Raw genomic sequence first — 23,956 nt, 5'->3', positions numbered from 1 at the left:
TCCGGTAGTGCCATGTTAGACAGGACAAAGGCCCACTCGGTGCCATTTCAGGGCGTTTGAGCCGAATTGGGCGCCTTTAAACCTGATTTGTGGCTTATTTCACCGGTTTCGGTGGCTTTTATGACCTGCCGGTCTAGACCGGTTACGCCGTATTCCGCGCCAGACGTGGTGCCGGCATCAGCAGCGTGCAGGCCTTCTTGAGATCCTCCTCCGCCTCGAACAGCGACAGTCTGCGGCAGCGCACTGACTGGACTAGACCGGTGACCGTCAGCAGCACCACCCTTGCCACGGCCGCGTCCCCGCAGACCGAGGTGACGGCTCGTTCCGCGAGGGAGTCGATCTCCCGCAGCAGGCCGGTGGTGTCCCGGTCCTTCAGGTAGACCCCCTGGCTGAGGCACTGTTCCACGGCGGGCTGCATGACGCGCATGTGAAAGATTTCCATCGCCACACCGGAAAGCGCGTGGATCCGGACGGCGCCCGGTCCGGTCCCCGTTTTGAGCTCGCCGAGCTGGTGCCGGTAGAGGGCAAGCATCAGGTGGGTGGCCGAGGGAAAGTAACGGTACAGGGTGCCGAGGGGGACGTTGGCCTGGGCGGCAACCTCGGAGAGCGTCACGGACTTGAGGCCCTTGCGGGCGAAGCCGGCAGCAACCTCGAGAATCCGGTTGTAGCGGCGCTGCTGCCGGGGAAGGGTAGGTGGGGCGGCCATGGGCGGAAGATCAGGCATAGAGTCAAGCATCATCAGTCCGGAGGTTGAGATTCCTGGTGCAGTCAGGAAGAGCCCCATTCCCGGTCCTGCCGCGATTCGCACTCAACTATACGGCACTGGTCTGCGCGTTCTCTGGGAGCCGGACGCGCCTCCGGCGGGGTGCGTCAGAGCGTGACGGGTGCTGACCAGCCCCGGGCAGCAGCTAGTCGACGCCCTTGATCTTCACCACGAAGACGGCGCCCAGCAGCCCGATGACGGCGGCGGCCACGTAGAGCGACACGTAGCCGCCCCAGAGGGTGACAAACGGCCACGCCAGCGCGGGGGCGATGACCTGCGGCAGGGAATTGGCGATGTTGATGACACCCAGGTCCTTGCCCCTGTCGGCGGCGTTCGGGAGCACCTGGGTGATGAGCGCGAAGTCCACGGCGAGGTAGGCCCCGAACCCGATTCCGAGAACGCTCGCGCCCACGATGCCGCCCGCCCATGTGGGGGCGAAGGCCAGGATCAGCGATGCCAGTGCAATGATCACGGATGATGCGATCACCAGCGGCTTGCGCTTGCCCATTCTGTCACTGAGCCTGCCGCCAACCACGCTGGTGATGATCACGAATACTGCGTATAAGCCGGTCAGCACCAGCACGCCGAAGGCAGGTTCGAGGCCCGTGGTCTCCTTCAGGTGCACTGCGTCGGCCAGGAAGAAGATCAGGTACAGGGTGACCATGTGGTTGCCGATATTGACCAGCAGCCGGGTGATCCAGGCCCAGGCGAAGTCAGGGTGCCCCAGCGGCCTGATGAAGCCGACCAGGAAGCGGCCCCAGTTCATCGGCCGGGCAGCCCTCGCGGGGAGGGGGTCGTCGTCACTCTTGACGAGGTACATCACGACGCCAGCCACAAGGGCCGCCGCGCAGACGATGTACCCCAGCATGAAGTTTCCGCTGACGACGGCGGCAATCACCGCGCCGACCAGGATCCCGGCCGTCTGACCCATCGCCGCCAGGCCGCCAACGGTGGCGCGCTGCGGGACGGGAACCCGGTCGGGGACGGCTGCGGTGATCGCGGCGTAGGCGCCGTTACAGCCGGCCTGCACCAGGCACCAGAGCAGCGTCATCGCTGCGACGTTCGGCGCACCCGCCAGCCCTACCAGCGCAGCCGCGCCGAGGACTGCGCCGGCCAGCACCCACGGCGCACGCCGGCCGAACCGGGACGCCGTTCGGTCGCTGAAGGCGCCGAAGAGCGGATTGGCAACCAGCGACACCGCGGCACCGGCACCGGTAACGAGCGCCAGGATGGCTTCCTTCTGCCCGGGATCGAAATGTTCCGCCTGTTGTGCGAGGAGCACCTGGATGGGCCCGAAGAATGCTGCATTGATGCCAAGGTTGACCAGCACCACGCCCGTGATCCAGAGGGACCGGACCCGCGCGGTCGGTTCAGTGAGCGCGGCGGACTGCCGGGTGCCCACCAAGCCGGGGTCGGGTACCGCACCGGGTGTGTCGGACAGGCTCATATCGGTCTCCCCCTGGAACTTCGTGATGATGGAATCAGACTATCGTGGGTGCCAACAGCAACGCGGGGTCACTTACAGCCCAATCCGGGCATGACATTGGGCGCTAAGTGACCCCGCGTTGCTTTAGACCGAGGCCAAGACTGCCCTAGGAGAACCAATGACCGCTTCGCCTGCCAATGCCGCCGTCAACACCGCCGACCTCTACGATGAGCGCGGCGAGGAACTGGCGTCCGTCTCCCTGCAGTTTCAGTCCTTGGGCGGCCACACGCATTTCAGCGGCCCCGTCCGGACCATTCGCTGCCTCGAGGATAACGCCCTGGTCAAGTCCGTCCTCGCCACACCCGGGAACGGCGCCGTATTGGTCGTCGACGGCGCCGGCTCATTGCGGACCGCCCTGATGGGGGACCTGATCGCGGCGAGCGCCGTGGCAAACGGCTGGGCCGGCGTCGTCATCAACGGCGCCATCCGGGACCGCGAGGCCATCGCCGAACTGCCGCTCGGCGTCAAGGCCCTCGGCAGCAACCCGCGCAAGAGCGCCAAAGCCGGGGCGGGAGAGACTGACGTGGACCTGCTGATCGACGGGGTGACCATCCGCACGGGCGCCACGATCTGGTGCGATCCGGACGGAATCCTCATCGAGCGCTGAAAAATCGAGCGCTGGGGCACGCCAAGCGGCCCGCGGATAATTTTCCGATGCTCCGGGGAACAAAGCAGCAAGTAACATAGTTACTGAAAGCAACTATCAGATGCGATCCCCCTTTCTCTTGACCCTGGAGCAGCCATGTCCAAAACCACCGCAGGACCCGCGCCCGGAGAGGCCCTGACGCAGCGGCAGACCATCACCGTCATGGTGGGGCTGATGCTCGGCATGTTCCTGTCCTCGCTGGACCAGACCATCGTGTCCACGTCCATCTACACCATCGCCAACGATCTCGACGGGCTGTCCCTGCAGGCCTGGGCCACCACCGCGTACCTCATCACGTCCACGGTCACCACCCCGCTGTACGGCAAGCTCAGCGACATCTTCGGCCGCCGTCCGCTCTACCTCGCGGCGATCGTCATCTTCCTGGCCGGCTCGGCGTACGCGGGTTCGGTGCACTCGATGACCGAACTGGCCATCGCCCGTGGCATCCAGGGCATGGGCGCCGGCGGCCTGCTGGCACTGGCGCTGACCATCATCGGCGACATCGTCCCCCTCAAGGACCGGGCCAAGTTCCAGGGCTACTTCATGTCCGTGTTCGGCATCTCCTCGGTCCTCGGTCCTGTGGTGGGCGGCGCTTTCGCCGGCTCCGAAAGCATCCTGGGCTTCGACGGCTGGCGCTGGGTCTTCTTCATCAACCTGCCCATCGGCCTGGCCGCGCTGGCCGTGGTGTTCTTCTACCTGCACCTGCCCGCCAAGCACGTCAAGCAGCGGATCGACTACTGGGGCGCGGCAGCCATCACCCTGGCCATCGTGCCGCTGCTGCTCGTCGCCGAGCAGGGCCGCAGCTGGGGCTGGAGCTCGGCCAACTCCTTCATCTGCTACGGTCTGGGCGTCCTCGGCATCATCGCGTTCCTGCTGGCCGAACGCCGCGCCGGCGACTACGCGCTCATCCCGCTGCGCCTCTTCCGCAACGTCACCTTCGGGCTGTCCTCGCTGCTGAACTTCATCATCGGCATCGGCATGTTCGGCGCCATCGCCATGCTGCCCATGTACCTGCAGCTGGTCAAGGGCCTCACCCCCACCGAAGCCGGCCTGATGATGATCACCTTCACCATCGGCATCCTGACCGGATCCATCACCGCCGGACGCACCATCTCGTCCTCGGGCACCTTCCGGATCTTCCCGATCCTGGGCACCGCCATCCTGACCGCCGCCGCCATCGTTATGGGGCTGTCCCTTGGCGCCGACACCGAGCTCTGGGTCCCCGGCGTGATCGCAGTCTTCTTCGGCCTGGGCCTGGGCTTCTGCATGCAGCCGCTCACCCTCGCGATGCAGGTCTCCGTGCCCTCGAAGGACATGGGCGTGGGCACCTCCACCGCAGCATTCTTCCGCTCCATGGGCGGCGCGGTGGGCACGGCCGTCTTCATCTCCATGCTGTTCAGCCTGGCTGCGGACAAGATCGCCAACGGCATGAAGGACGCCATGCAGAACGCCGACTACGTGAAGGTCCTCCAGGACCCTGCCGTCGCCGCCGACCCCGCCAACGCCAAGCTCTACGACTTCTTCAAGAACGGGGCCAGTAACGACTCCCTCAACGACACCAGCTGGCTGCACTCCGCGAACCCGGTGCTCACCCGGCCCATCACCGAGGGCTTCGCCCAGTCGATCGATGCCGTCATGCTCACCGCCGCCGTCCTCACCGGCATCGCCTTCCTCATCAGCTTCGCGCTGCCGAAGAAGAAGCTGACCGATCCCAAGGCAGCCATGAAGGAGCCCGCCGCGGCCCACTAGGCACTGCTTACCCGCATCTGCGTCACGGCAGGCACCCTTTCGGGGTGCCTGCCGTTTCGTTTCCCCGGAATCCCGGGGCTTCTGCGTCCTCGGAGGACCAATAGGCTCCGGCGCGTGACGTGGCGTCCGGCCAACTCTGCCGCCGTAAGCGGCACCAAACGGACGACGACGGCGGGACCGCCCGCCGTCGTCGTCCTCCGTCCTGAAGTGGATCAGCAGGCGGTGACATGGCACACTGTTAGGCGCGTGTGCGCCGGCCGACAGGGCCGGTTTCCGCAGCCGACGACGTTTGCACCGCATCCACCCACCCCCGAACCAAGGGAGAACCATGTCCATCGACAAGCAGACAACCGCCAAGATCCCCAGACGGGTGATCTGGCTGGCGCTTGCCGGCGCCGTGGGCGGCTTCCTGTTCGGCTTCGACTCCTCCGTGGTCAACGGCGCCGTGGATGCCCTGAAGGACGAATTCGCCCTGAGTGAGGCCGTGACCGGCTTCGCCGTGGCCGTGGCGCTGCTGGGCTGCGCTGCCGGCGCGTACCTCGCCGGCAAGGTGGCGGACCGCTACGGCCGCATCCCCGCGATGAAGCTGGGGTCACTGCTGTTCCTCATCAGCGCCATCGGCACCGGCTTCTGCTTCAGCGTCTGGGACCTCATCTTCTGGCGCCTGGTGGGCGGCCTCGGCATCGGCCTGGCCTCGGTGATCGCACCGGCGTACATCTCCGAGATCTCGCCCCGCCACGTCCGCGGAAGGCTCGCGTCGCTGCAGCAGCTGGCCATCACCACGGGCATCTTCGCCGCCCTGCTGTCCGACGCCCTGTTCGCCACGTCCGCCGGCGGTGCGCACCAGGCCTTCTGGCTGGGCATCGAGGCCTGGCGCTGGATGTTCCTGGCCGCCGCCGTTCCGGCCGTGCTCTACGGCGTCATCGCGTTCACGCTGCCCGAGTCCCCGCGCTTCCTGGTGGTCCAGGGCAAGGAGGACCTGGCCCGGAAGGTCTTCGACTCCATCGCCCCGGATGAGGACACCGACCGGCACCTGCGCGAAATCCGCGAGGCGATCGAGGAGGACCAGCTCGCCGGCCGGAAGGGCTCCCTCCGCGGCAAGGCATTCGGCCTGCAGGCGGTGGTCTGGATCGGCATCACCCTCTCCGTGCTGCAGCAGTTCGTCGGCATCAACGTGATCTTCTACTACTCCACCACGCTCTGGAAGGCGGTGGGCTTCCAGGAGAAGGACTCGCTGACCATCTCGGTGGCCACGTCCGTCACCAACATCCTGGTCACGCTCGTGGCCATCGCCCTCGTGGACAGGATCGGCCGCCGTCCCATCCTGCTGGCCGGTTCCATCGGCATGGCCGTTTCGCTCGGCGCCATGGCCCTGGCCTTCGCCTCGGCCACGGGCACCGGCTCCGACATCACACTGCCCGGCGCCTGGGGCCCTGTTGCCCTGGTGGCCGCGAACGTGTTCGTGATCAGCTTCGGCGCGTCCTGGGGACCGCTGGTATGGGTGCTGCTGGGCGAGATCTTCCCGGCCCGGATCCGCGCCCGCGCCCTGGGCCTGGCCGCCGCTGCCCAGTGGATCGCCAACTTTGCCATCACGCTGAGCTTCCCCGTGATGGCCGCAGGCTCGCTGCCGCTGACGTACGCCATGTACGCACTCTTCGCGGCAGCCTCGTTCTTCTTCGTCATGTACAAGGTGCCGGAGACGAACGGCATGTCGCTGGAACAGGCTGAGACCCTGTTTGTTCCGAAGGGGTCCGTCAAGGTCTGACCGGCTCTTGGCTCCTCCGGCATGAAACGGAAGACGCCCATGTTCCCTGCGGAGTGTGTCCGGGAACCTGGGCGTCTTTTGTTAAGTACCCGGCCTTGCGTGGCCCGGCCTTGAGTACGTCAGACCACGTGCGGTTCTCAGACCACGTGCGGTCAGTTTTGAGGTGCTTGTCAGTCTTGGAGGGTGGTGTTGATCTTTTCGATGACCGGAAGGGCGGCCGCCAGGGCACGCCGGTCGTCATCGGTGAGGTGTTCGAGAATGCCCGCCATCACGGCGTTCCGACGCTGGTTGGCGGATTCGACGGTGTCGCGGCCTTGGGCGGTCAGCACAACGCGGACCGCGCGCGAGTCGTCAGGGTCCGCTTCCCGGCGGACCAGTCCTGCCCGCTCGAGCTTGATGATCTGCTCCATGGCGCTGGGCACCCGTACGCCCAGGTTCCTGGTGATCTCGCCCACCCGGACGCCGTCGTCGAGCAGCATCTTGAGCGTGCTCAGCTGGGCGGCGCTGAGTTCACCGTTCACATCGAGGCGGCTCACATCGAGGCGGCGGACCAGGTACCGTGGGACCTCCCCCGGGATGATTAGTTCAGCTGCGCCGCTTCAGCTTCCGCCGGCCGGGGCGGGCCTGTGGTCCTGCGGACGACGAGGCTCGGCGCCACGACGGTCGAAACCGGTTCCTGCCGACCCTGGATGCGCTCCACCAGCAGCCTCGCCGCCATGGATCCCATCCCGACGCCGGACTGGTCGACGCTGGTGAGTGCAACCTGGGGCAGGGAGGCAGCGAAAACGTTGTCGTAGCCCACGACAGAGAAGTCCCCGGGCACGCTGACACCCGCCTCATGGAGTCCCGTAAGGACGCCGAGGGCCGCCATGTCGGTGCCGGCATGGACAGCCGTCGGCGGGTGGGCCCGCTGCAGCATCAGCTCCGCGGCATGCTGGCCGCCAGCCTGATGCCACCGGCCCTCGATCACATCGATCTCGCCTTCCAGCCCGTTGCGCACCATCGCGTCAATGTAACCCTGCGCGCGCACCACCTGGGGCATGCCGTCCTCATTGCTCTCCCGGCCGACATGCTTCAAGTGCGCGATGCGGCGGTGGCCGAGCGCCGCGAGATGGTCCACGATCAGCGCACTTCCCGCCGCGTCGTCGCTGGCCACGGTGTCATAGGACCCGCTCGGTCCATGGCGGCCCAGTACGACAGTTGGCGTAGTGCGGCCTATTTCCTCAAGATCCCCCGCGGTACCGAAGGGTGCGATCAGCACGAGCCCATCCATTTTTCGATCCAGCATGGCCTCGATCATCCGCCGCTGCTGACTGAGTCCCCGGCTGGCTTCGCCGATGAACACCTGATATCCGCTGGCCTCAGCCTCTGCCCGGATCCCCTCGATGAGCACCGACATGAAGGTGTTCTGCAGGTCGACGACAAAGACGCCCAGGGTGAAGCTGCTGCCGCGCATGCCGCGGGCCAGCGCCGAGGGCCGGTAGCCCAAGGTGGCCATGGACTCCTCGACGCGCGCCTTCATTGTGCCGCTGACTCCATACGCGCCGCGGAGCACCTTCGAGACCGCAGCCCGGGAAACACCGGCGTGCTGGGCCACGTCACTGATGGTCGCCCGCCTGACCTGCTCGGCCATCGCTCCCCTTCCGGTAGCCTCAAGGCCTCTTTAGGGAAATTGTAGACTGATCTACAGAAATCCCTTGCAGCCTCCTGTGACATGCCTTACAGTTGTGTGAACGTAGACCGATCTACACAAAACTACCCCTTCCCGCCTCCGCTAACGGATGAGCATTCATTGAAACGTTCCACGCGGGTTTGGAGGGGCTTTACGAGGAGGTAAAGATGACCACATCGAGCAGGCGGCCCTGGGTCTCCCTCGCCGTAGGCGTCACAGCACTTTCCGTGGCACTGACGGGTTGCGCCGGCGGAAGCTCCAGCGGAGGCAGCGGCGAGTCTAAAACCATTACGTGGCTCGTGGACAACACCGAGAACACCGTTGCCTACGCAGAGCGGATCGCCAATGACTTCAACGCCGCGAATCCCGGAATCAAGGTCGAAATCGAAACCCGGCCCCAGGGCGGTGAAGGCGACAACATCGTCAAGACGCGACTGTCCACCGGGGACATGGCTGACGTTTTTTCCTACAATTCGGGTTCCCTTTTCCACCAGATCAGCCCGGAACAGAACCTGGTCCCCGTGACCAACGAGGCGTACATGGCCAACGTCTCGGACTCCTTCAAGCCTGTTGTGACGGCCGGCAAGGATGTCTACGGCGTCCCGGTCGGTACAGGCAACGCCGGCGCCGTCCTCTACAACAAGAAGGTCTACGAGAAGCTCGGCCTCTCGGTGCCCAAGACCTGGGCCGAGTTCATGGCGAACAGCCGCAAGATCAAGGACGCCGGCATCGCTCCCGTCATTCAGACCTACCAGACCACCTGGACCTCCCAGCTGTTCGTCCTGGGTGACTTCGCCAACGTGGCTTCCGCCAATCCCAATTTCGCCGCAGACTACAGCGCCAACAAGGCCAAGTACGCCACAGACGCCGCAGCCCTCAAGGGCTTCGAACATCAGGAGGAGGCCGCAAAGGCCGGGCTCTTCAACGAAGACTTTGCCTCCGCCACCTACGCGCAGGGGTTGGAGAAGCTGGCCACCGGTGAGGGCGCACAGTACCCGATCCTGAGCTTCGCCCTGCCGGAGATCAAGGTGACCTTCCCGGACAACCTCAACGACATCGGCCTCTTTCCGCTTCCGGGAGATGATGCTGCGAAGAATGCCCTTACTGTCTGGCTTCCGGGCGGGGTGTACATTCCCAAATCCACGAAGAACCTTGACGAGGCCAAGAAGCTTCAGGCCTTCATCGCCAGCAAGGCGGGGTGCGACTCGCAGACCAAGGCCGTCGGAGCCAACGGCCCGTACCTGGTGAAGGACTGCGACCTGCCGGCGGACGTACCGACGGCAGTCAAAGACATGCTCCCCTACTTCGAGGACGAGGCGAAGAACAGCCCGGCCCTGGAGTTCCTCTCGCCGGTCAAGGGCCCGGCCCTCGAGCAGATCACCGTTGAGGTGGGCTCCGGCATCCGCTCCGCCAAGGACGGGGCCGCCCTCTATGACGAGGACGTCAAGAAGCAGGCCAAGCAGCTGAACCTGCCCGGCTGGAATTAACACCGGCCCCTACTCCGCCGTCCGGGCCGCGAGGCCCGGACGGCACATAGGAAGATTCCCATGACAACCAGCACAGCACCCACCGTTCCGGCCATCCGGCCGCGCCAGGACGCAGCCACCAGGAAGCGCCGCAAGGGGAAATCACCCTACCCCTACTGGTTCTACCTGCCTGCCGCCGTCGTCTATGCCGCCCTGTTCCTCATTCCCACCTTTGCTTCCTTCTTCTTCAGCTTCACGCGCTGGAGCCTCACAGACTTCACCTTCATCGGCGTGGACAACTTCGTGCAGTTTTTCCAGGAACCGGCACTCATCAAGGGCCTGACCAACACGTTCATCTACGGCGCCGTGACCTCCGTGCTGAAGGTGGTCCTGGGCATGCTGCTGGGCGTGCTGCTGACCTCCCAGATCATTGCCCGCGGCTACCTGCGGTCCGTCATCTTCTTCCCCGTGCTGCTGAGCAGCATCGGTGTGGGCATCGTGTTCACCGTGCTGATGGCTCCGTCCAAGGGCATGATCAACGAGGCGCTGGCCGCCGTCGGGATCGACGGTCCGGCCTGGCTCACCGACCCGGCATGGGCGCTGCTCTCCGTGGCGCTGGTGGACGTATGGAAAGGGGTCGGATTGGCCACCGTCATCTATATCGCCGGCATCGTCTCCATCCCGCAGGAGTACTTCGAGGCAGCAAAGGTGGATGGCGCCAGTTCCTTCAAGAGCTTCTGGAACATCACGCTGCCGCTGGCGCGCCCGGCGACGACGACTGTCATCATCCTGTCGCTCATCGGCGGCCTGCGCTCCTTCGACCTGATCTGGGCCATGACCAAGGGCGGGCCGGGCTTCACGTCGGACGTCATCGCCTCGGTCATCTACAAGCAGTACCAGGCCGGGTTCTACGGCCTGTCCACCGCAGGAAACGTCGTCCTGTTCCTGATTGTCACCGCCATTGTCCTGCCACTCTCCATCTTCCTGAACCGCAAGGAGGTCGAACAGTGACCACCGCCATCAAGCGCTACGGCCTGGGCGTCCTGGCCATCGCCGTCACCGTTGTCCTCTTCATCGTCCCGCTGCTGTTCATGGCTCTGACCGCAATGAAGGACCGGCGCGAGGCAGCCCAGCTCGACTTCTCCTGGCCCACCACGTTCAACTTCATCGAAAACTTCCAGGACGTTCTGTCCGCGCGGAAGTTCATGCTCGTGACGGCATTCATCAACAGCACGATCCTCACGGTCGCCAGCGTCACCATCCTGGTGATCCTCGCCGCCATGGTGGCGTGGGTCCTGCAGCGGCGCCGCAGCCGTTGGAACGGGGTGGCCAACTTTCTGATCCTCTCCGGCCTGATCATCCCGCCGGCCGTCGTCCCCACCATCTGGGTCCTGCAGAGCATGGGCCTGTTCAAGACTCTCCCCGGCCTGATCCTGATTGAAGTCGCGTTCGGGCTGTCCTTCTGCGTCATGCTCTTCCGCGCCTTCATCGCCAGCATCCCGAAGGAACTGGACGAGGCTGCCGTGATCGATGGCTGCGGCCCGGTCCGGCTGTTCTTCCGGGTCATCTTCCCGCTGCTGCGGTCGGTCATCGTCACGGTGATCGTGGTCCAGTCCGTCCACATCTTCAACGACTTCCAGAACCCGCTGTACTTCCTGCCGGGAGACGCCAATGCCACCGTGCAGCTGACCCTCTTCAACTTCCAGAGCCAGTTCACCACCAGCTACAACCTGCTGTTCATGAACATCCTCCTCATCACCATCCCGCCCTTCGTGATGTACCTGTTCTTCAACCGCCAGATCGTCGCCGGCATGACCGCCGGAGCCGTCAAGGGCTGACCGGCCGCCCGCCGGCAACCCCCGGCAATCCACACAACCACCTGCATTCGCCCATCAAAGGAGAGCATGCGCATGTCCACCACCGTCCGCCCGGTGACCTTCGAACACCTTCCAACAGCCCTCGGGATCGGCACGGGCACCCCGCGCGTTTCGTGGAAAACGAGCGCGGCACCCGGCTGGACCCAGGCCGCGTACCAGCTCGCGGTCACCACAACCGAGGGCAGCTGGATGAGCGAACGGCTCGCTTCTGCGGAATCTGTGCTGCTCCCCTGGCCGGCCGCTCCGCTGGGGTCCGGCGAGCGCGCCGAGGTGAGCGTACGGGTCTGGGGCGAGGACGACGGCGGGCCGAGCGACTGGAGCCCGGCCTCCGCCGTCGAGCCCGGACTGCTCTCCGCCACAGACTGGATTGCCCGCCCGGTTTCCCCGGCCTGGCCGGAAGACCCGGATTCAGACCGGCGGCCGCCCCTGCTGCGCAGGTCCTTCGAGCTGCACCGCCCCGTGGTCTCCGCCCGTCTCTACGCCACGGCCCACGGGCTGTACGAAATGGAGATCAACGGCGAGCGCGTTGGCACCGATGCGTTCTCGCCGGGCTGGACGGTCTACGGGCAGCGGCTGCGCTACTACACCTACGATGTGACGGACCACCTCCGGCAGGGCGACAACGCCCTCGGCGCCTGGCTCGCCGACGGCTGGTACCGCGGCCGGATCGGCTTCAACGGCGGCAACCGCAACCTGTACGGCAACAAGGTCGCCGTCCTGGCCCAGCTCCATGTGACGCACGACGACGGCTCCACCACCGTGCTGGGCACGGACAGCGAGTGGAAGGCATCCTTTGGTCCCATCCGGTTCACCGGGCTCTATGAGGGCGAAGCCTACGACGCCCGTGAGCTGCCGGAAGGGTGGAGCCGCCCGGGCTTCGACGACTCGCACTGGCAACCCGCCGTCGTCGTTCCCCGCGATCCCGCGACCCTCGTGGCCCCGGAAGGGCCGCCAGTGCGGTGCACCGGCGAAATCCGGCCGCTCAGTGTCACCGAATCGCCGTCGGGGAAGCTGGTGCTGGACTTCGGTCAGAACCTCGTGGGCCGGCTCCGGATCACCGTGCGCGGCGAGGCCGGGGCGACAGTGACGCTGCGGCACGCCGAGGTCCTCCAGGACGGCGAGATCTACACCCGTCCGCTGCGCCGCGCAGACGCCACGGACCGCTACACGCTGGCGGGCGGAGCGGAGGAGACCTGGGAGCCGCGCTTCACCCTGCACGGCTTCCGCTACGCCGAGGTCAGCGGCTGGACCGGTGGCGACCCGGGCGCGAACATTGTGGCCAGGGTTTATCACACGGATATGGAGCGGACCGGCTGGTTTGAGAGCTCCAACCCGGAACTGAACCGGCTGCATGAAAACGTGCTGTGGAGCATGAAGGGCAACTTCGTGGACATCCCCACCGACTGCCCGCAGCGGGACGAACGGCTGGGATGGACCGGAGACATCCAGGTCTTCACACCCACCGCCGCATTCCTCTATGACTGCTCCGGCATGCTGTCCTCCTGGCTGAAGGACGTGGCGGCGGAGCAGCTCCCAGACGGCACCGTCCCCTGGTACGTCCCAGTGATTCCGGGCGGCGACTACTGGACTCCGGTCCGGCCGGGTGCGGTGTGGGGCGATGTCGCCGTCCTCACGCCCTGGAGCCTGTACGAGCGGTTCAACGACCCGAAAATCCTCGCCGACCAGTACCCGAGCGCCAAGGCCTGGGTGGATCTCCTGGACGGCCTGGCCGGGGACAAGCACTTGTGGAACACCAGCTTCCAGCTTGGCGACTGGCTGGATCCGAGCGCCCCGCCGGAGGATCCCACCCAGGCCATGACGGATCCGCAGATCGTGGCCACGGCTTATTTCGCGTGGTCTGCGCTGCACCTTGCCAAGGCGGCCGGTGTCCTGGGCAGGGCCGACGACGAGCTGCACTACCTCGAGCTTTCGCACGCCGTGACCGAGGCCTTCGCCCGCGAGTACATCGGTTCCGACGGCCGGATGGCCAGTGACGCCCAGACCGCGTACGCACTGGGCATCGTTTTCGGCCTCTTTCCCGACGACGAGCTGCAGCAGGCGGCCGGGCAGCGGCTGGCCGCTCTGGTCCGGGCGGCAGGCAACCGCATTGCCACCGGGTTTGCCGGCACTCCTGTGATCACCGACGCGCTCACCATCACCGGAGGCCTGGACGCCGCCTATGACCTGCTGCTGGAAAAGGAATGCCCGTCGTGGCTGTATGCGGTAAGCCAGGGCGGCACCACCATCTGGGAACGGTGGGATTCCATGCTCCCGGACGGCACGGTCAATCCCGGGGAGATGACGTCATTCAACCACTACGCACTGGGGGCGGTGGCTGACTGGATGCACCGCACCGTGGCGGGCCTCGCGCCACTGGAGCCGGGCTACCGCCGAATCCTGTTCCGGCCCCAGCCCGGCGGAGGGCTGACCTCTGCGGCCGCAAGCCACGAGACACCCTATGGCAGGGCGTCGATTGAGTGGCAAAGCAACGACGGCGGCTACAGCGTTGTGGTCGAAGTTCCCACCGGCGCCACGGCACGCGTCGAGCTGCCGGGCCAGAATCCGCACGACATTGGGTCCGGGACCTTCGAATACACCGTGGCACATACCGGTTAGGCTGCGGAGCAGGACGGCTGCCTAGTCCGTTGTCAATACACCTAGCTCGCCGGGCGGTTCACGATCGCCTCGGCGTGCTCGGCCACCCACGCGACCAGGGGCAGCAGCAGGGCGGCCAGCTCTTCCCCGCTGCCGGTCAGGCTGTAGTCCACCCGGGGAGGAATGATCGGCTGCGCGTCGCGGCGGACGAACCCGTCACCCTCGAGGGTCTTCAGTGTCTGGGCGAGCATCTTCTCGCTGATGCCTTCGGCGCGGCGGCGGAGTTCGCTCCAGCGCTGGGGACCCTCGGACAGGGCGACGAGGATCAGCACGCCCCATTTACTGGTGACGTGGTCCAGTACGGTCCGGCTGGGGCAGCCCGCAGGGAAGATCCCGTCGGTGAAGGGGAAAGCGGGGACCTGCGCGGGGGTACTTACTTTCATGACAGTACCTTACCTGAAAGTGCGTACTCTCTTTTGGGAAGCATTCCAGAAGGAGCGGGGTTGGCACCACTGACAGTCACCTCAGAAAGGACCAAACCATGACCATCGTCATCACCGGAGCCACAGGCCAGCTCGGCCGCCTCGTCGTCGAAGCACTGCTTGAAAGCGGCCTCCCCGCGGACCAGATCGTGGCCGCGGGCCGGACCGTGGACAGGATCGCCGACCTCGGCGAGCGCGGCGTCCAGGTCCGCAGCATCGACTACAGCCAGCCGGAATCGCTGCGGCAGGCGTTTGCCGGAGCGGACAAGGTCCTGCTGGTTTCAGGCAGCGAGGTGGGTCAGCGCGTCGAGCAGCACCGGAACGCGATCAACGCAGCCAAGGACGCCGGCGTCGGCCTGATCGGCTACACGAGCATCGCCAACGCCGACACCACCACCATGCAGCTGGCCTCCGAGCACCTGGCCACCGAAGAAATCCTCCGGGACTCCGGCGTCCCCTTCGTCCTGCTCCGCAACGGCTGGTACCTGGAGAACTACACCGGCCAGCTTCCCGTCCAGGTCCAGCATGGCGCCGTGTTCGGCAGCGCCGGCGACGGCCGCGTCAGCGCCGCAGCCCGGGCCGACTACGCCGCGGCGGCAGCGGCAGTGCTGCTCCGGGACGACCAGGCCGGCAAGGTCTACGAGCTGGGCGGTGACGACTCCTTCACCCTCAGCGAGCTGGCCGGCGAAGTCAGTGCGGCGTCCGGCAAGCCGGTAACGTACACGGATCTGCCCGCGGAGAAGTACACCCAGGTCCTCGTGGAGGCCGGACTGCCGGAGCCCTACGCAGCCGTCCTGGCCGACAGCGACCTCGGCATCGCCCGCGGCGACCTGCTGGTCACCAGTGGAGACCTCAGTGCCCTGCTCGGCCGTCCCACCACGCCGCTGCGCCAGGCGGTCCAGGCCGCAGCCGTGAGCCTGCAGACGAGCTAACCCGCGCCAAACGCCCGCTCACTTTGGGGCAACCCTTCCTCACTTCCTGCAGGTTTTGGGGCAACCCTTCCTCACCTCCTGCAGGTTTTGGGGCAACCCCTCCTCACTTGGTGCCAGCATCCCTGGCCAGGCCCGATCCCACGTGAGGACGCGTCGTGGGAAAGCCGCAGGACCTGAGGAAGCGTCGTGGGAAAAGCCGCAGGACCTGAGGAAGCGTCGTGGGAAAAGCCGCAGGACCTGAGGAAGCGTCGTGGGAAAAGCCGCAGGACCTGATGGAGGGTCGCGGGAAAAGCCGCAGGACCTGAGGAAGCGTCTGAACAGCACAGGTTAAACGCGCGACGCCGGCACTCACACTGAGTGCCGGCGTCGTGCGTTTTAGTCTTGTTCAGTTTCGTTGGGTCAGGCAGGCTACGCCGGGGCGGCGACGTCCTCAGCCTTGCGCTCCTCGACGAGGCCGCAGACAGCGGCGAAGAGCGGGTGGTCCTGCGCCAGCCCGGTGATGCGCTCCGTGGCCGCCGCTGGCTCGGAGTCGGCCAGGATCTGGCCGAGCTCCACGGCCTCGGCGTCGGCGGGGTCGTTGAACCGCAGGGCGGCGGCGATCGCACCGAGCAGCGCCTCGGGGACGATCCCGCGCTCCGCCAGTTCCGCGGCCGGGCCGATGAACCGTTCGTGCCGGCTGAGCTTGCGCAGCGGCGCACGGCCCACGCGGTGCACGGTGTCCGGCAGGTGCGGGTTGGTGAAGCGGGCCAGGATCTTCTGGACGTAGGCCTCCTGCTCGTCGTAGCTGAAGCCGTGCTTGGACACGAGCAGCTGCTTGGTCTCATCGAGCACGGCGCGCACATCCGCGGCGACGTCCTCGTCAGACATGGCGTCGGAGATCTTCTCCAGCCCGGCTTCGAACCCGAAGTACGCCGCGGAGGCGTGCCCCGTATTCACCGTGAACAGCTTGCGCTCGATGTAGGGGCCGAGCTCGTCCACGAAGGTGGCGCCCGGAATCACCGGTGCAGCCCCGCCGAACGGGGTGCGGTCGATGACCCATTCGTAGAACGTCTCCACCGTCACCTCCAGGCCCTGGCCCGGTTCCTGGTTGGGCACGATCCGGTCCACGGCCGTATTGGCGAACACGGCCGCATCGGACAGGGATCCGGCCGCCTCGTCCCAGCACTCGACGATCGACTCGCGCAGGATGTCCGTGGCGTTGATGGCGTTCTCGCAGGCCATCACCTGCAGCGGCGCCAGCCCCTCGGCCCGGGCGGCGATTCCCTTGGCGATCGCGGGGGCCACGAACTTCAGGATGTGCGGGCCCACCGCGGTGGTGACGATGTCCGCCGTCGCGATTTCCTCGATCAGCTGCGCCTCCTGGGTGCCGGAGTTCACCGCCCGGAAGTTGTCCACCGTGCGCACGGCAGGGTTCTCCCCCACCTCGTGCACGCGGTAGCTCTCCGCGGCGGCGAGCTGGGAGATCAGGGCGTCCGCAACGTCGGCGAACACCACTTCATACCCGGCTTCGTGCAGCAGCAGGCCCACGAAGCCCCGGCCGATGTTGCCGGCCCCAAAATGTACAGCCTTCACTACGCGTTGACCTTTCCGAACAGTTCCAGCACTTCCTCCACCGATGTCGCCGCCTCAAGCTGCGCCACCTGCGCCTTGTTCGTGAAGACCTTGGCGATCGAGGACAGGATGTGCAGGTGCTCGTTGTTCACACCGGCCACGCCCACCACGAACTTGACCTGCTTGCCGTTCCAGTCGATGCCTTCGGGGTAGCGGACCACCGAGACGGCCGACTTCCGGATGTGGTCCTTGGCGGCGTTGGTGCCGTGCGGGATGGCCAGGAAGCTGCCCATGTAGGTGGAGACGGACTCCTCGCGCTCGTGCATGGCGCGGATGTAGTCCTCGTCCACCGCCCCGCGTGCCAGCAGCAGCTGGCCGGCCTCGTCGATCGCGGCATCCCGGGTGGAGGCTGAGCCGGTCAGGACCACGCTCTCCGGCACCAGGATGTCCGACGGCGCCGCGACCGTTTCGGGCTCAGCGGCAGTTTCGGCGGTGGTCGCGGTAGCCGTGGTGCCGGCCCCGGTGCTCCCGGCTGCCGCCGTGGGCACTCCCGGGGCTGCGACCGTGGCCGCTCCTGCGGCGGGCGCAGCCGTTCCTTCGGCGTTGCTGCGCTCGACCAGCTCCACGATCTCGTCATAGCGCGGGCTGTTCATGAAGTTGTCCACGGAGACGTGGACCGCGCTGGACGTCGCCGGTTTGGCACGCTCGGTCAGGTCCTGGTGCGTGACCACAACGTCGTACGTGTCGCTGAGGTTGGCGATGGACGCGTTGGTGACGTTGACCTCAGGGAACCCGGCCGCCTTGATTTTGTTGCGCAGCACGGAGGCGCCCATGGCGCTGGAGCCCATGCCGGCGTCGCACGCGAACACAATGTTCTTGATGGGGCCGGTCAGGACGCCCACTCCGCCTCCGGCGCCAGCTCCGGTGAGGGTGGAGGCGACAGAGCTCTTCTTACCCTTCATTTCCTCCATCCGGCTGGTGGCCGCACTGAGGTCGTCCTCGTCGCTGTGCTTGGTGGTCCGCAGGATCACCGAGGCGACGAGGAAGGAGACGGTAGTGGCCAGCAGCACCGAGAGAGCCACGCCAAGGTAGCTGTCACGGGCCGTCTGGGCGAACACCGCGAAGATAGACCCCGGGGCGGCCGGGGCAACAAGGCCCGCGCCGGTGACAGCAAGGGTGGCGATGCCGGTCATGCCGCCGGCGATCGCCGCCAGGATCAGCAGCGGGCGCATCAGGACGTACGGGAAGTAGATCTCATGGATGCCGCCGAGGAACTGGATGATGGCAGCGCCTGGAGCGGAAGCCTTCGCCGCGCCGCGGCCAAAGAACATGTAGGCCAGCAGGATGCCGAAGCCCGGGCCTGGGTTGGCCTCCAGCAGGAACAGGATGGACTTGCCCTGCTCCAGGGACTGCTGGATGCCCAGCGGGGTCAGCACGCCGTGGTTGATGGCGTTGTTCAGGAAGAGGACCTTGGCCGGTTCGATGAAGATGGATGTCAGCGGAAGCAGGCCGTTGTGCACCAGGAACTGGACGAAGTTGCCGGCGGCCGTGCTGAACGCCGTCACCAGCGGTGAGATGCCGTAGAAGCCGAGCAGGGCCAGCAGGCCGCCCCAGATGCCGGCGGAGAAATTGTTCACCAGCATTTCGAAGCCGGGACGGATCTTGCCGTGCCAGATCGCGTCCAGGTGCTTCATGGTCCAGCCGCCCAGCGGGCCCATGATCATGGCGCCGATGAACATCGGGATGCCTGCGCCCACGATCACGCCCATGGTGCCGATGGCGCCCACGACGCCGCCCCGGACGTCATAGACCATCTTGCCGCCGGTGTAACCGATCAGCAGTGGCAGCAGGTAGGTGATCATCGGGCCGACGAGGCCCACGTTCGGCGCGCCCGCAGCGTTGGTGCCGAATCCGCCCAGGGCGGGGACGGGGATCCAGCCCTTCTCGATGAAGAGGGCGGTGATGAGGCCCCAGGCGATGAAGGCACCGATGTTGGGCATGATCATGCCGGACAGGAACGTCCCGAACCTCTGGACGTGCACCCGGGCACTGGTTTTGGGTTTTGCAACTGTCTCTGTTGCCATGTGATTTCCTAACGTGGTCCCTGCGGCACCGCAGGATGGTCCGATAGTTTCGTCTAGCCGGTGGAACTGGTGGAGATCCGGTGGAGCCATTCGAGAAAAAGCTTGAGTTCCGAACTCGTGAGCTGGTCCGAGTGGGATGCCTGCAGCGCCGCGTTCAGCGCGATGGCAGCCACCACCACCGATGACTTCCCGGAGTCCTCCGTTGCATCCCGCCCCTGGTCCCTGGACACCGCAAAGATCATGGCGTCCCGGGTCATCGTGGACAGCTCCAGGTTCCGCTCGGCAGCCGGTTCTGCGATCAGCATGAGCGTCACACCCACGTTGGCAGCCAGGATGCTCCTGGCGGCTTCCCGTGGCTGGACGTTCAGCTGTCCGGCCGCAGCAGCCTTGTTCAGCATTTCCTCCAGGAGGCCCTCCGCATCGGCGACGATGGCCGGGCGGCTCTCGGGGCGGATATTACCGAACATGACCAGATAGAGCTCGGGCTGCTTGAGCCCGAACTGCACGTGGTTGTCCCACATCCGCCGGATGTCCTCCAGCGGCTGTCCGGACGGGGCGAAGTCCCGCTCGCCGGCCACATATTCCTCGAAGCCTGCGGCGACAACTGCGTCAAACAGGCCCTCCTTGTCACCAAAGTGGTGATAGAGGGTGGGCGCCGTGACGCCCGCCAGCTGGGTGATCTGGCGGGTGGAAACAGCCGCCCCCGCGGACTTGGCCAGCAACTCGGCTGCCGCACGCAACAGCCGCATTTTGGGCGGAAGCTGGCCATCGAAACTCATAACCGCTACCCTAGCACCTATAGCAACGCTATATGAACTGAATCACATACAATTTTTTTCAGGCACCGCAAACCAGCTTCGGACGTAGCCGTTCCGGGCTTCCGGGCTCCAGCCCGGGCAGACACCGGCGGGCCTGGCTACCGGCAGAGAACGAGGACCTTCAGTGCAGAACTTCCCAGGAGTAGGCGTCAGCCCCGGCCGCATCATCGGCACTATCCGCCAGATGCCCAAACCCATCAGCGAGCCGCCGGCCGGCGAGCAACTGGCTGCCGGCACCACACCCGAAGATGCAACGGCAGCACTGAAGGCTGCAGCGGGTGCCGTCCATGACGAGCTGAGGGCCCGCGCGGACCACGCCACCGGTGACGGCAAGGCCGTCCTGGAAGCCACCGCCCTGATGGCCAAGGACACCATGCTGATCAAGGGCGCCGCGAAGCTGATCGCCCGCGGCACCTCGCCGCAGCGGGCCATCTGGGAATCCGGCTCGTCGGTTTCGGAAATGCTGCACAACCTCGGCGGCTACATGGCCGAACGCGCCACCGACGTCCTGGACGTCCGCGCCCGCATCGTGGCCGAACTCCGCGGCGTCCCTGCCCCGGGCATCCCGTCCTCGAACGAACCGTTCATCCTGGTGGCTGAGGACCTGGCCCCTGCCGACACCGCCACCCTCGATCCCAACAAGGTCCTCGCGCTGGTGACCGCAGGCGGCGGTCCGCAGTCCCACACCGCAATCATCGCGCGCTCGCTCGGCCTGCCCGCCGTCGTCGCCGCTGTGGGCGTGGACGAACTCCCGGACGGGACCGAGATCTACGTCGACGGCGCGGCCGGTTCCATCACGGCCAATCCAGACGACTCACTGCGCGCAGCCGCCGAGGCCTGGGCCGCCACAGCGTCCCTGCTCGCCGAATTCAGCGGGACAGGCTCGACGGCGGATGGCCACCTGGTGCCCCTGCTCGCCAACGTGGGCGGGGCCAAGGACGCCCAGGCTGCGGCCAAGCTCGGCGCTCAGGGCGTTGGCCTGTTCCGCACCGAATTCTGCTTCCTGGAACGTGACACCGAGCCCAATGTCGAGGAACAGGCCGCCGCGTACAAGGGCGTGTTCAATGCCTTCCCCGGCAAGAAGGTGGTGCTCCGCACCCTGGACGCCGGCGCCGACAAGCCACTCCCCTTCCTCACCGACTCCACCGAACCCAACCCGGCCCTGGGCGTGCGTGGCTACCGCACCGACTTCACCACCCCGGGCGTCCTGGACCGGCAGCTGGAGGCGATCGCGAAGGCCGAACAGGAATCGGAGGCCGACGTCTGGGTCATGGCTCCGATGATTTCGACGGCGGAGGAGGCGGCCCGGTTCGCCACCATGTGCGCCGAGGCCGGCATCAAGACGCCGGGGGTGATGGTGGAGGTTCCCTCCGCCGCCCTCACTGCCGACACCATCCTGCGCGAAGTGGAGTTCGCCAGCCTGGGCACCAACGACCTCACCCAGTACGCCATGGCCGCCGACCGCCAGCTGGGTCCGCTCGCCGGCCTGAACACGCCGTGGCAGCCCGCTGTGCTGCGCCTCGTCGGCCTGACCGTTGAGGGTTCCAGGGCAGAAGGCCACAACAAGCCGGTGGGCGTCTGCGGCGAGGCGGCGGCGGACCCGGCCCTCGCCGTCGTGCTGACCGGCCTGGGCGTCACCACGCTGTCCATGACCGCCCGGTCGCTGGCGGCGGTGGCCGCAGTACTGAAAACCGTCACCCTGGCGGAGGCCCAGGAGCTGGCCAAGCTGGCCCTGTCCGCGCCGAGCGCAGTGGAAGCCCGGGCCTGGGTCCGGGAGAGGCTGCCCGTTCTGGAAGAGCTCGGGCTGTAATTCGGCCGCAAAGCCAGGCGGGCATCCGGAGCTCCGGACGCCCGCCTGCTTTTTGAGTTTCAGGCGGCAGATCCACCTGCCGCTGCGGAGCCTTCGGCAGCGGTTCCGGCCCAACTCCGGATGATCCGGGCAATATCTTCGGTGGCGGTCTCCTGAACCACGTGCCCCCGTCCGTGCACCTCGGCGAATGCACCGTCCGGCGCCTGCGCGGCGAGGAATTCGCACCACGGCCGGCGGGCAATCGGATCCCTTCCGCCGCGGAGCACGAGCACCGGCTGCGCCACGCCCCGGATCCGGGTGTCGAGCGGGTAGCCCATCATTTCGGGCAGTTCGGTCAGATACCACCGCATGCCCGTCCGGAAATAGTCGGTAAAGACCACGGCGTTGGTGGTGGGCGGCTCGCTGAACAGGGCGTCCCGTGTCAGCGCCAGCGCGTGCCAGGCGGCACTCCTGCGCGCGGGATCCACCACAGGACCCATGAGCACTGTCCGGGCCACCAGCGCGGGGGCCTGGAGTGCCAGCTCCACTGCAAACTGCGCTCCCATGGAGTGGCCCACCACAAAGCAGGACTCCACGCCGCGCTCCGCCAGGACAACGGCAACGAAGGCGGCATATTCGCCAACGGTCACTTGGTGCCCAGGCCGCGGCGTACCGCCGAAACCCGGCAGGTCGAAGGAGTAGACGGCTGCACCCGCCTCGCTGCCCTCAGCCTGCCACTGGTCTTCCGGCGGCTGGTTCTGTCCTTCCGGTCCCGCCAGTTCCACGTGCAGCCGGGCGAGGTAGCGGTGGGAGACGCCGATGCCGTGGAGCAGCACGTAGGCCGGCTGCCCCGTGGCCGCGGGCGCGTTTGACGCATACAGGCGCCCCGTCAGGCCGTTCGCCGTCACTTCTGTTCCACCGGCAAGTCTCATCCGCCGAGCATATCCAACCCACCGCAGCGGCTAGGCTTCTGCCATGGCTCTGATTGCTCCCAGGGTAGCGCCCGCCCTTCCTGCCGACGACGCGCTGAAGCTGCAGCGCGCGCTCGACGGCGGCACCGACATCACCGTCTTCGTGGACGGCACCGTCCACCGCCTCCCGCCCCAGGCGAGGGACGCCGTCGTCGATCTTCTGGCACGGTTCAGCCGCGGCGAGGCGGTGACCGTAAGCAGCGTGGAGGAAATGCTGACCACCTCGCAGGCGGCCGAACTGGCCGGCATCTCACACACCTACCTGCGCAACATGACGGACCGGGGCGAGATCCCCGTGGAATACCGCGGCACCCACCGCCGCATCCGGCTGGCTGCCATCATGAGCTGGCTGGAAGGGCAGAAAAAGAAGCAGGCGGCAGCTGACGGAGCCGCCGGAACGTCCGACGGCGGGACCCCCGACGGCGAAAACCGCAAGTAAAGCCGGGCCGGGCACTGGTCTAAAACGTTAAACGTACAAGATTGAGGTAATCGGAAAAGCGCCGGCGCCCGAAGGCCCGGGAGCCGGCGTGACGTGGAGACCGTAGAAGAAGCCCTTGAACGGACGGCCACCGCGCTCTCCTCCAGCATCAACCGCGTTTTCGTCGACCTGGAAACGATTGCCGGCAATGTCACGGCCGCGGCGGCAGCGGCGTCCGACGTACCCCGCCGCAGCGAATTCCTGTACCTGAAGCAGGAACTGGCCAACTTCATTAAGCAGCACTCGGACATCATCGTCGGAGCCGGCATCGCCTACGCCCCGTGGAGCCTCCGGGAGGCGACCCACTGGCTGGAATGGTGGCGGACGCAGCGGACCGGCGAACCCCGTTTCGTCACCCACGACCTCAACCCCGACTCGCTGAACTACTACGACTACGACCAGTCTCCCTGGCAACATGACGGGGTGATAAGGATCAAGCAACGATCCACCGGAAGCCGGGCTTCGGGCTGGCGCACAGGGTTACTCTTTATTCGTGGTGAGATTCAGGGGGTTGCACATCGTGGCGGGCATCGCCGCCATGGGTGTGGCGGCTGCCCTGGGAATCATCATGGGCCTGAACAATACGGCCGTCTTCACCTCCAGCTGCGTGGTCTTCGTGGCAGTATCCCTGTGGGTCCAGAGCCGCGTGGCCAAGTCCCGCACCCGGCTCCAGGGGCTCCCGCAGCACCTTCCCGAGGGCGTTTCACTGCAACGGGCTGCGGAGCGGACCACCGAGCGTCCCGCTGAGCGGACCACCGAACCGGCCGCCGAACGGGCCGCCGAGCTTGCGGCCGGGCAGCTGCCCACCGGCGAAGGGACCGCCGCCTAGGCG

Annotated in this window: 21 protein-coding genes; 11 read left to right on the top strand and 10 right to left on the bottom strand. The window is 66.5% G+C overall.

From position 1 onward, the window contains the following. Positions 1 to 142 precede the first annotated feature (142 nt). Both ACFVTE_RS18085 and ACFVTE_RS18080 read right to left on the bottom strand, forming a co-directional pair. Entirely contained in the window at positions 143 to 706 is a 564-nt protein-coding gene (locus ACFVTE_RS18085) for a TetR/AcrR family transcriptional regulator (protein WP_387102703.1), read from the bottom strand. 202 nt (positions 707 to 908) lie between these two features. Continuing rightward, positions 909 to 2,210 (bottom strand): MFS transporter, encoded by a 1,302-nt coding sequence (locus tag ACFVTE_RS18080; RefSeq protein ID WP_387102701.1) that lies wholly within the window; start codon positions 2,208 to 2,210, stop codon positions 909 to 911. A gap of 157 nt (positions 2,211 to 2,367) precedes the next feature. On the opposite strand from ACFVTE_RS18080, the gene rraA reads away from it, so the two are divergent. From rraA to ACFVTE_RS18065, 3 genes are all read left to right on the top strand, one after another. Then, positions 2,368 to 2,856 (top strand): ribonuclease E activity regulator RraA, encoded by a 489-nt coding sequence (rraA, locus tag ACFVTE_RS18075; RefSeq protein WP_387102699.1) that lies wholly within the window; start codon positions 2,368 to 2,370, stop codon positions 2,854 to 2,856. 135 nt (positions 2,857 to 2,991) lie between these two features. Continuing rightward, positions 2,992 to 4,644: an MDR family MFS transporter gene (locus ACFVTE_RS18070; RefSeq protein WP_387102697.1), complete on the top strand. Its 1,653-nt coding sequence runs from the start codon at positions 2,992 to 2,994 to the stop codon at positions 4,642 to 4,644. Positions 4,645 to 4,972: 328 nt separating this feature from the next. Then, entirely contained in the window at positions 4,973 to 6,409 is a 1,437-nt protein-coding gene (locus ACFVTE_RS18065; protein WP_387102695.1) for a sugar porter family MFS transporter, read from the top strand. Positions 6,410 to 6,579: 170 nt separating this feature from the next. Here the strand turns inward: ACFVTE_RS18065 and ACFVTE_RS18060 are convergent, their stop codons facing one another. Both ACFVTE_RS18060 and ACFVTE_RS18055 read right to left on the bottom strand, forming a co-directional pair. Then, positions 6,580 to 6,990: a MarR family winged helix-turn-helix transcriptional regulator gene (locus ACFVTE_RS18060; RefSeq protein WP_387102733.1), complete on the bottom strand. Its 411-nt coding sequence runs from the start codon at positions 6,988 to 6,990 to the stop codon at positions 6,580 to 6,582. Beyond that, on the bottom strand, positions 6,990 to 8,042 hold the full coding sequence (locus ACFVTE_RS18055; protein WP_387102694.1) for a LacI family DNA-binding transcriptional regulator: 1,053 nt from the start codon (positions 8,040 to 8,042) through the stop codon (positions 6,990 to 6,992). Before ACFVTE_RS18055 ends, ACFVTE_RS18060 begins: the two co-directional genes overlap by 1 nt. 206 nt (positions 8,043 to 8,248) lie before the next feature. Here ACFVTE_RS18055 and ACFVTE_RS18050 point away from each other — a divergent pair, with 206 nt between their 5' ends. The 4 genes from ACFVTE_RS18050 (at position 8,249) to ACFVTE_RS18035 (ending at position 14,040) form a co-directional block, all read left to right on the top strand. Continuing rightward, positions 8,249 to 9,568 (top strand): ABC transporter substrate-binding protein, encoded by a 1,320-nt coding sequence (locus tag ACFVTE_RS18050; protein WP_387102692.1) that lies wholly within the window; start codon positions 8,249 to 8,251, stop codon positions 9,566 to 9,568. 60 nt (positions 9,569 to 9,628) lie between these two features. Next, positions 9,629 to 10,558 carry a carbohydrate ABC transporter permease gene (locus tag ACFVTE_RS18045; RefSeq protein ID WP_387102691.1) on the top strand — a complete coding sequence of 310 codons (930 nt, stop codon included), beginning with the start codon at positions 9,629 to 9,631 and terminating at the stop codon, positions 10,556 to 10,558. Then, a complete protein-coding gene (locus tag ACFVTE_RS18040; protein WP_387102689.1) occupies positions 10,555 to 11,385 on the top strand; it encodes a carbohydrate ABC transporter permease in 831 nt (276 codons plus the stop codon). Before ACFVTE_RS18045 ends, ACFVTE_RS18040 begins: the two co-directional genes overlap by 4 nt. Positions 11,386 to 11,457: 72 nt before the next feature. Further along, a complete protein-coding gene (locus ACFVTE_RS18035) occupies positions 11,458 to 14,040 on the top strand; it encodes a family 78 glycoside hydrolase catalytic domain (protein ID WP_387102687.1) in 2,583 nt (860 codons plus the stop codon). A gap of 41 nt (positions 14,041 to 14,081) precedes the next feature. On the opposite strand, the gene ACFVTE_RS18030 is transcribed toward ACFVTE_RS18035, so the two are convergent. Then, on the bottom strand, positions 14,082 to 14,462 hold the full coding sequence (locus ACFVTE_RS18030) for a winged helix-turn-helix transcriptional regulator (RefSeq protein ID WP_387102685.1): 381 nt from the start codon (positions 14,460 to 14,462) through the stop codon (positions 14,082 to 14,084). Positions 14,463 to 14,560: 98 nt separating this feature from the next. Between ACFVTE_RS18030 and ACFVTE_RS18025 the strand changes: the two genes are divergently transcribed. Then, positions 14,561 to 15,433 (top strand): SDR family oxidoreductase, encoded by an 873-nt coding sequence (locus tag ACFVTE_RS18025; RefSeq protein ID WP_387102684.1) that lies wholly within the window; start codon positions 14,561 to 14,563, stop codon positions 15,431 to 15,433. A 408-nt stretch (positions 15,434 to 15,841) separates the two neighbouring features. Here ACFVTE_RS18025 and ACFVTE_RS18020 read toward each other — a convergent pair whose 3' ends face one another. The 3 genes from ACFVTE_RS18020 to ACFVTE_RS18010 are packed head-to-tail and all read right to left on the bottom strand — an operon-like array spanning position 15,842 to position 19,847. After that, a complete protein-coding gene (locus tag ACFVTE_RS18020; protein ID WP_387102682.1) occupies positions 15,842 to 17,005 on the bottom strand; it encodes a mannitol-1-phosphate 5-dehydrogenase in 1,164 nt (387 codons plus the stop codon). Then, positions 17,005 to 19,068: a PTS mannitol transporter subunit IICBA gene (locus tag ACFVTE_RS18015; protein ID WP_387102680.1), complete on the bottom strand. Its 2,064-nt coding sequence runs from the start codon at positions 19,066 to 19,068 to the stop codon at positions 17,005 to 17,007. The genes ACFVTE_RS18020 and ACFVTE_RS18015 overlap by 1 nt, the downstream gene beginning before the upstream one ends. A gap of 53 nt (positions 19,069 to 19,121) precedes the next feature. After that, positions 19,122 to 19,847 carry a TetR/AcrR family transcriptional regulator gene (locus ACFVTE_RS18010; RefSeq protein WP_387102678.1) on the bottom strand — a complete coding sequence of 242 codons (726 nt, stop codon included), beginning with the start codon at positions 19,845 to 19,847 and terminating at the stop codon, positions 19,122 to 19,124. A 163-nt stretch (positions 19,848 to 20,010) separates the two neighbouring features. Here ACFVTE_RS18010 and ptsP point away from each other — a divergent pair, with 163 nt between their 5' ends. After that, complete coding sequence (ptsP, locus tag ACFVTE_RS18005) at positions 20,011 to 21,696, top strand: phosphoenolpyruvate--protein phosphotransferase (protein ID WP_387102676.1); 1,686 nt, start codon at positions 20,011 to 20,013, stop codon at positions 21,694 to 21,696. A 59-nt stretch (positions 21,697 to 21,755) separates the two neighbouring features. Here the strand turns inward: ptsP and ACFVTE_RS18000 are convergent, their stop codons facing one another. Further along, positions 21,756 to 22,607: an alpha/beta fold hydrolase gene (locus ACFVTE_RS18000; RefSeq protein WP_387102674.1), complete on the bottom strand. Its 852-nt coding sequence runs from the start codon at positions 22,605 to 22,607 to the stop codon at positions 21,756 to 21,758. A 43-nt stretch (positions 22,608 to 22,650) separates the two neighbouring features. Here ACFVTE_RS18000 and ACFVTE_RS17995 point away from each other — a divergent pair, with 43 nt between their 5' ends. Continuing rightward, entirely contained in the window at positions 22,651 to 23,085 is a 435-nt protein-coding gene (locus ACFVTE_RS17995; protein WP_387102672.1) for a helix-turn-helix domain-containing protein, read from the top strand. Positions 23,086 to 23,112: 27 nt separating this feature from the next. On the opposite strand, the gene ACFVTE_RS17990 is transcribed toward ACFVTE_RS17995, so the two are convergent. Next, on the bottom strand, positions 23,113 to 23,367 hold the full coding sequence (locus tag ACFVTE_RS17990) for a hypothetical protein (protein WP_387102670.1): 255 nt from the start codon (positions 23,365 to 23,367) through the stop codon (positions 23,113 to 23,115). A gap of 250 nt (positions 23,368 to 23,617) precedes the next feature. Between ACFVTE_RS17990 and ACFVTE_RS17985 the strand changes: the two genes are divergently transcribed. Beyond that, entirely contained in the window at positions 23,618 to 23,953 is a 336-nt protein-coding gene (locus ACFVTE_RS17985; protein ID WP_387102668.1) for a hypothetical protein, read from the top strand. The last annotated feature ends 3 nt before the right edge of the window (positions 23,954 to 23,956 follow it).

The organism is Arthrobacter sp. NPDC058097 (genome assembly GCF_042884885.1).
In the GTDB taxonomy this organism is placed as follows: domain Bacteria; phylum Actinomycetota; class Actinomycetes; order Actinomycetales; family Micrococcaceae; genus Arthrobacter.
Note: the sequence above shows the minus strand (reverse complement) of the source record. Positions and strands in the feature narration are given on the sequence as shown.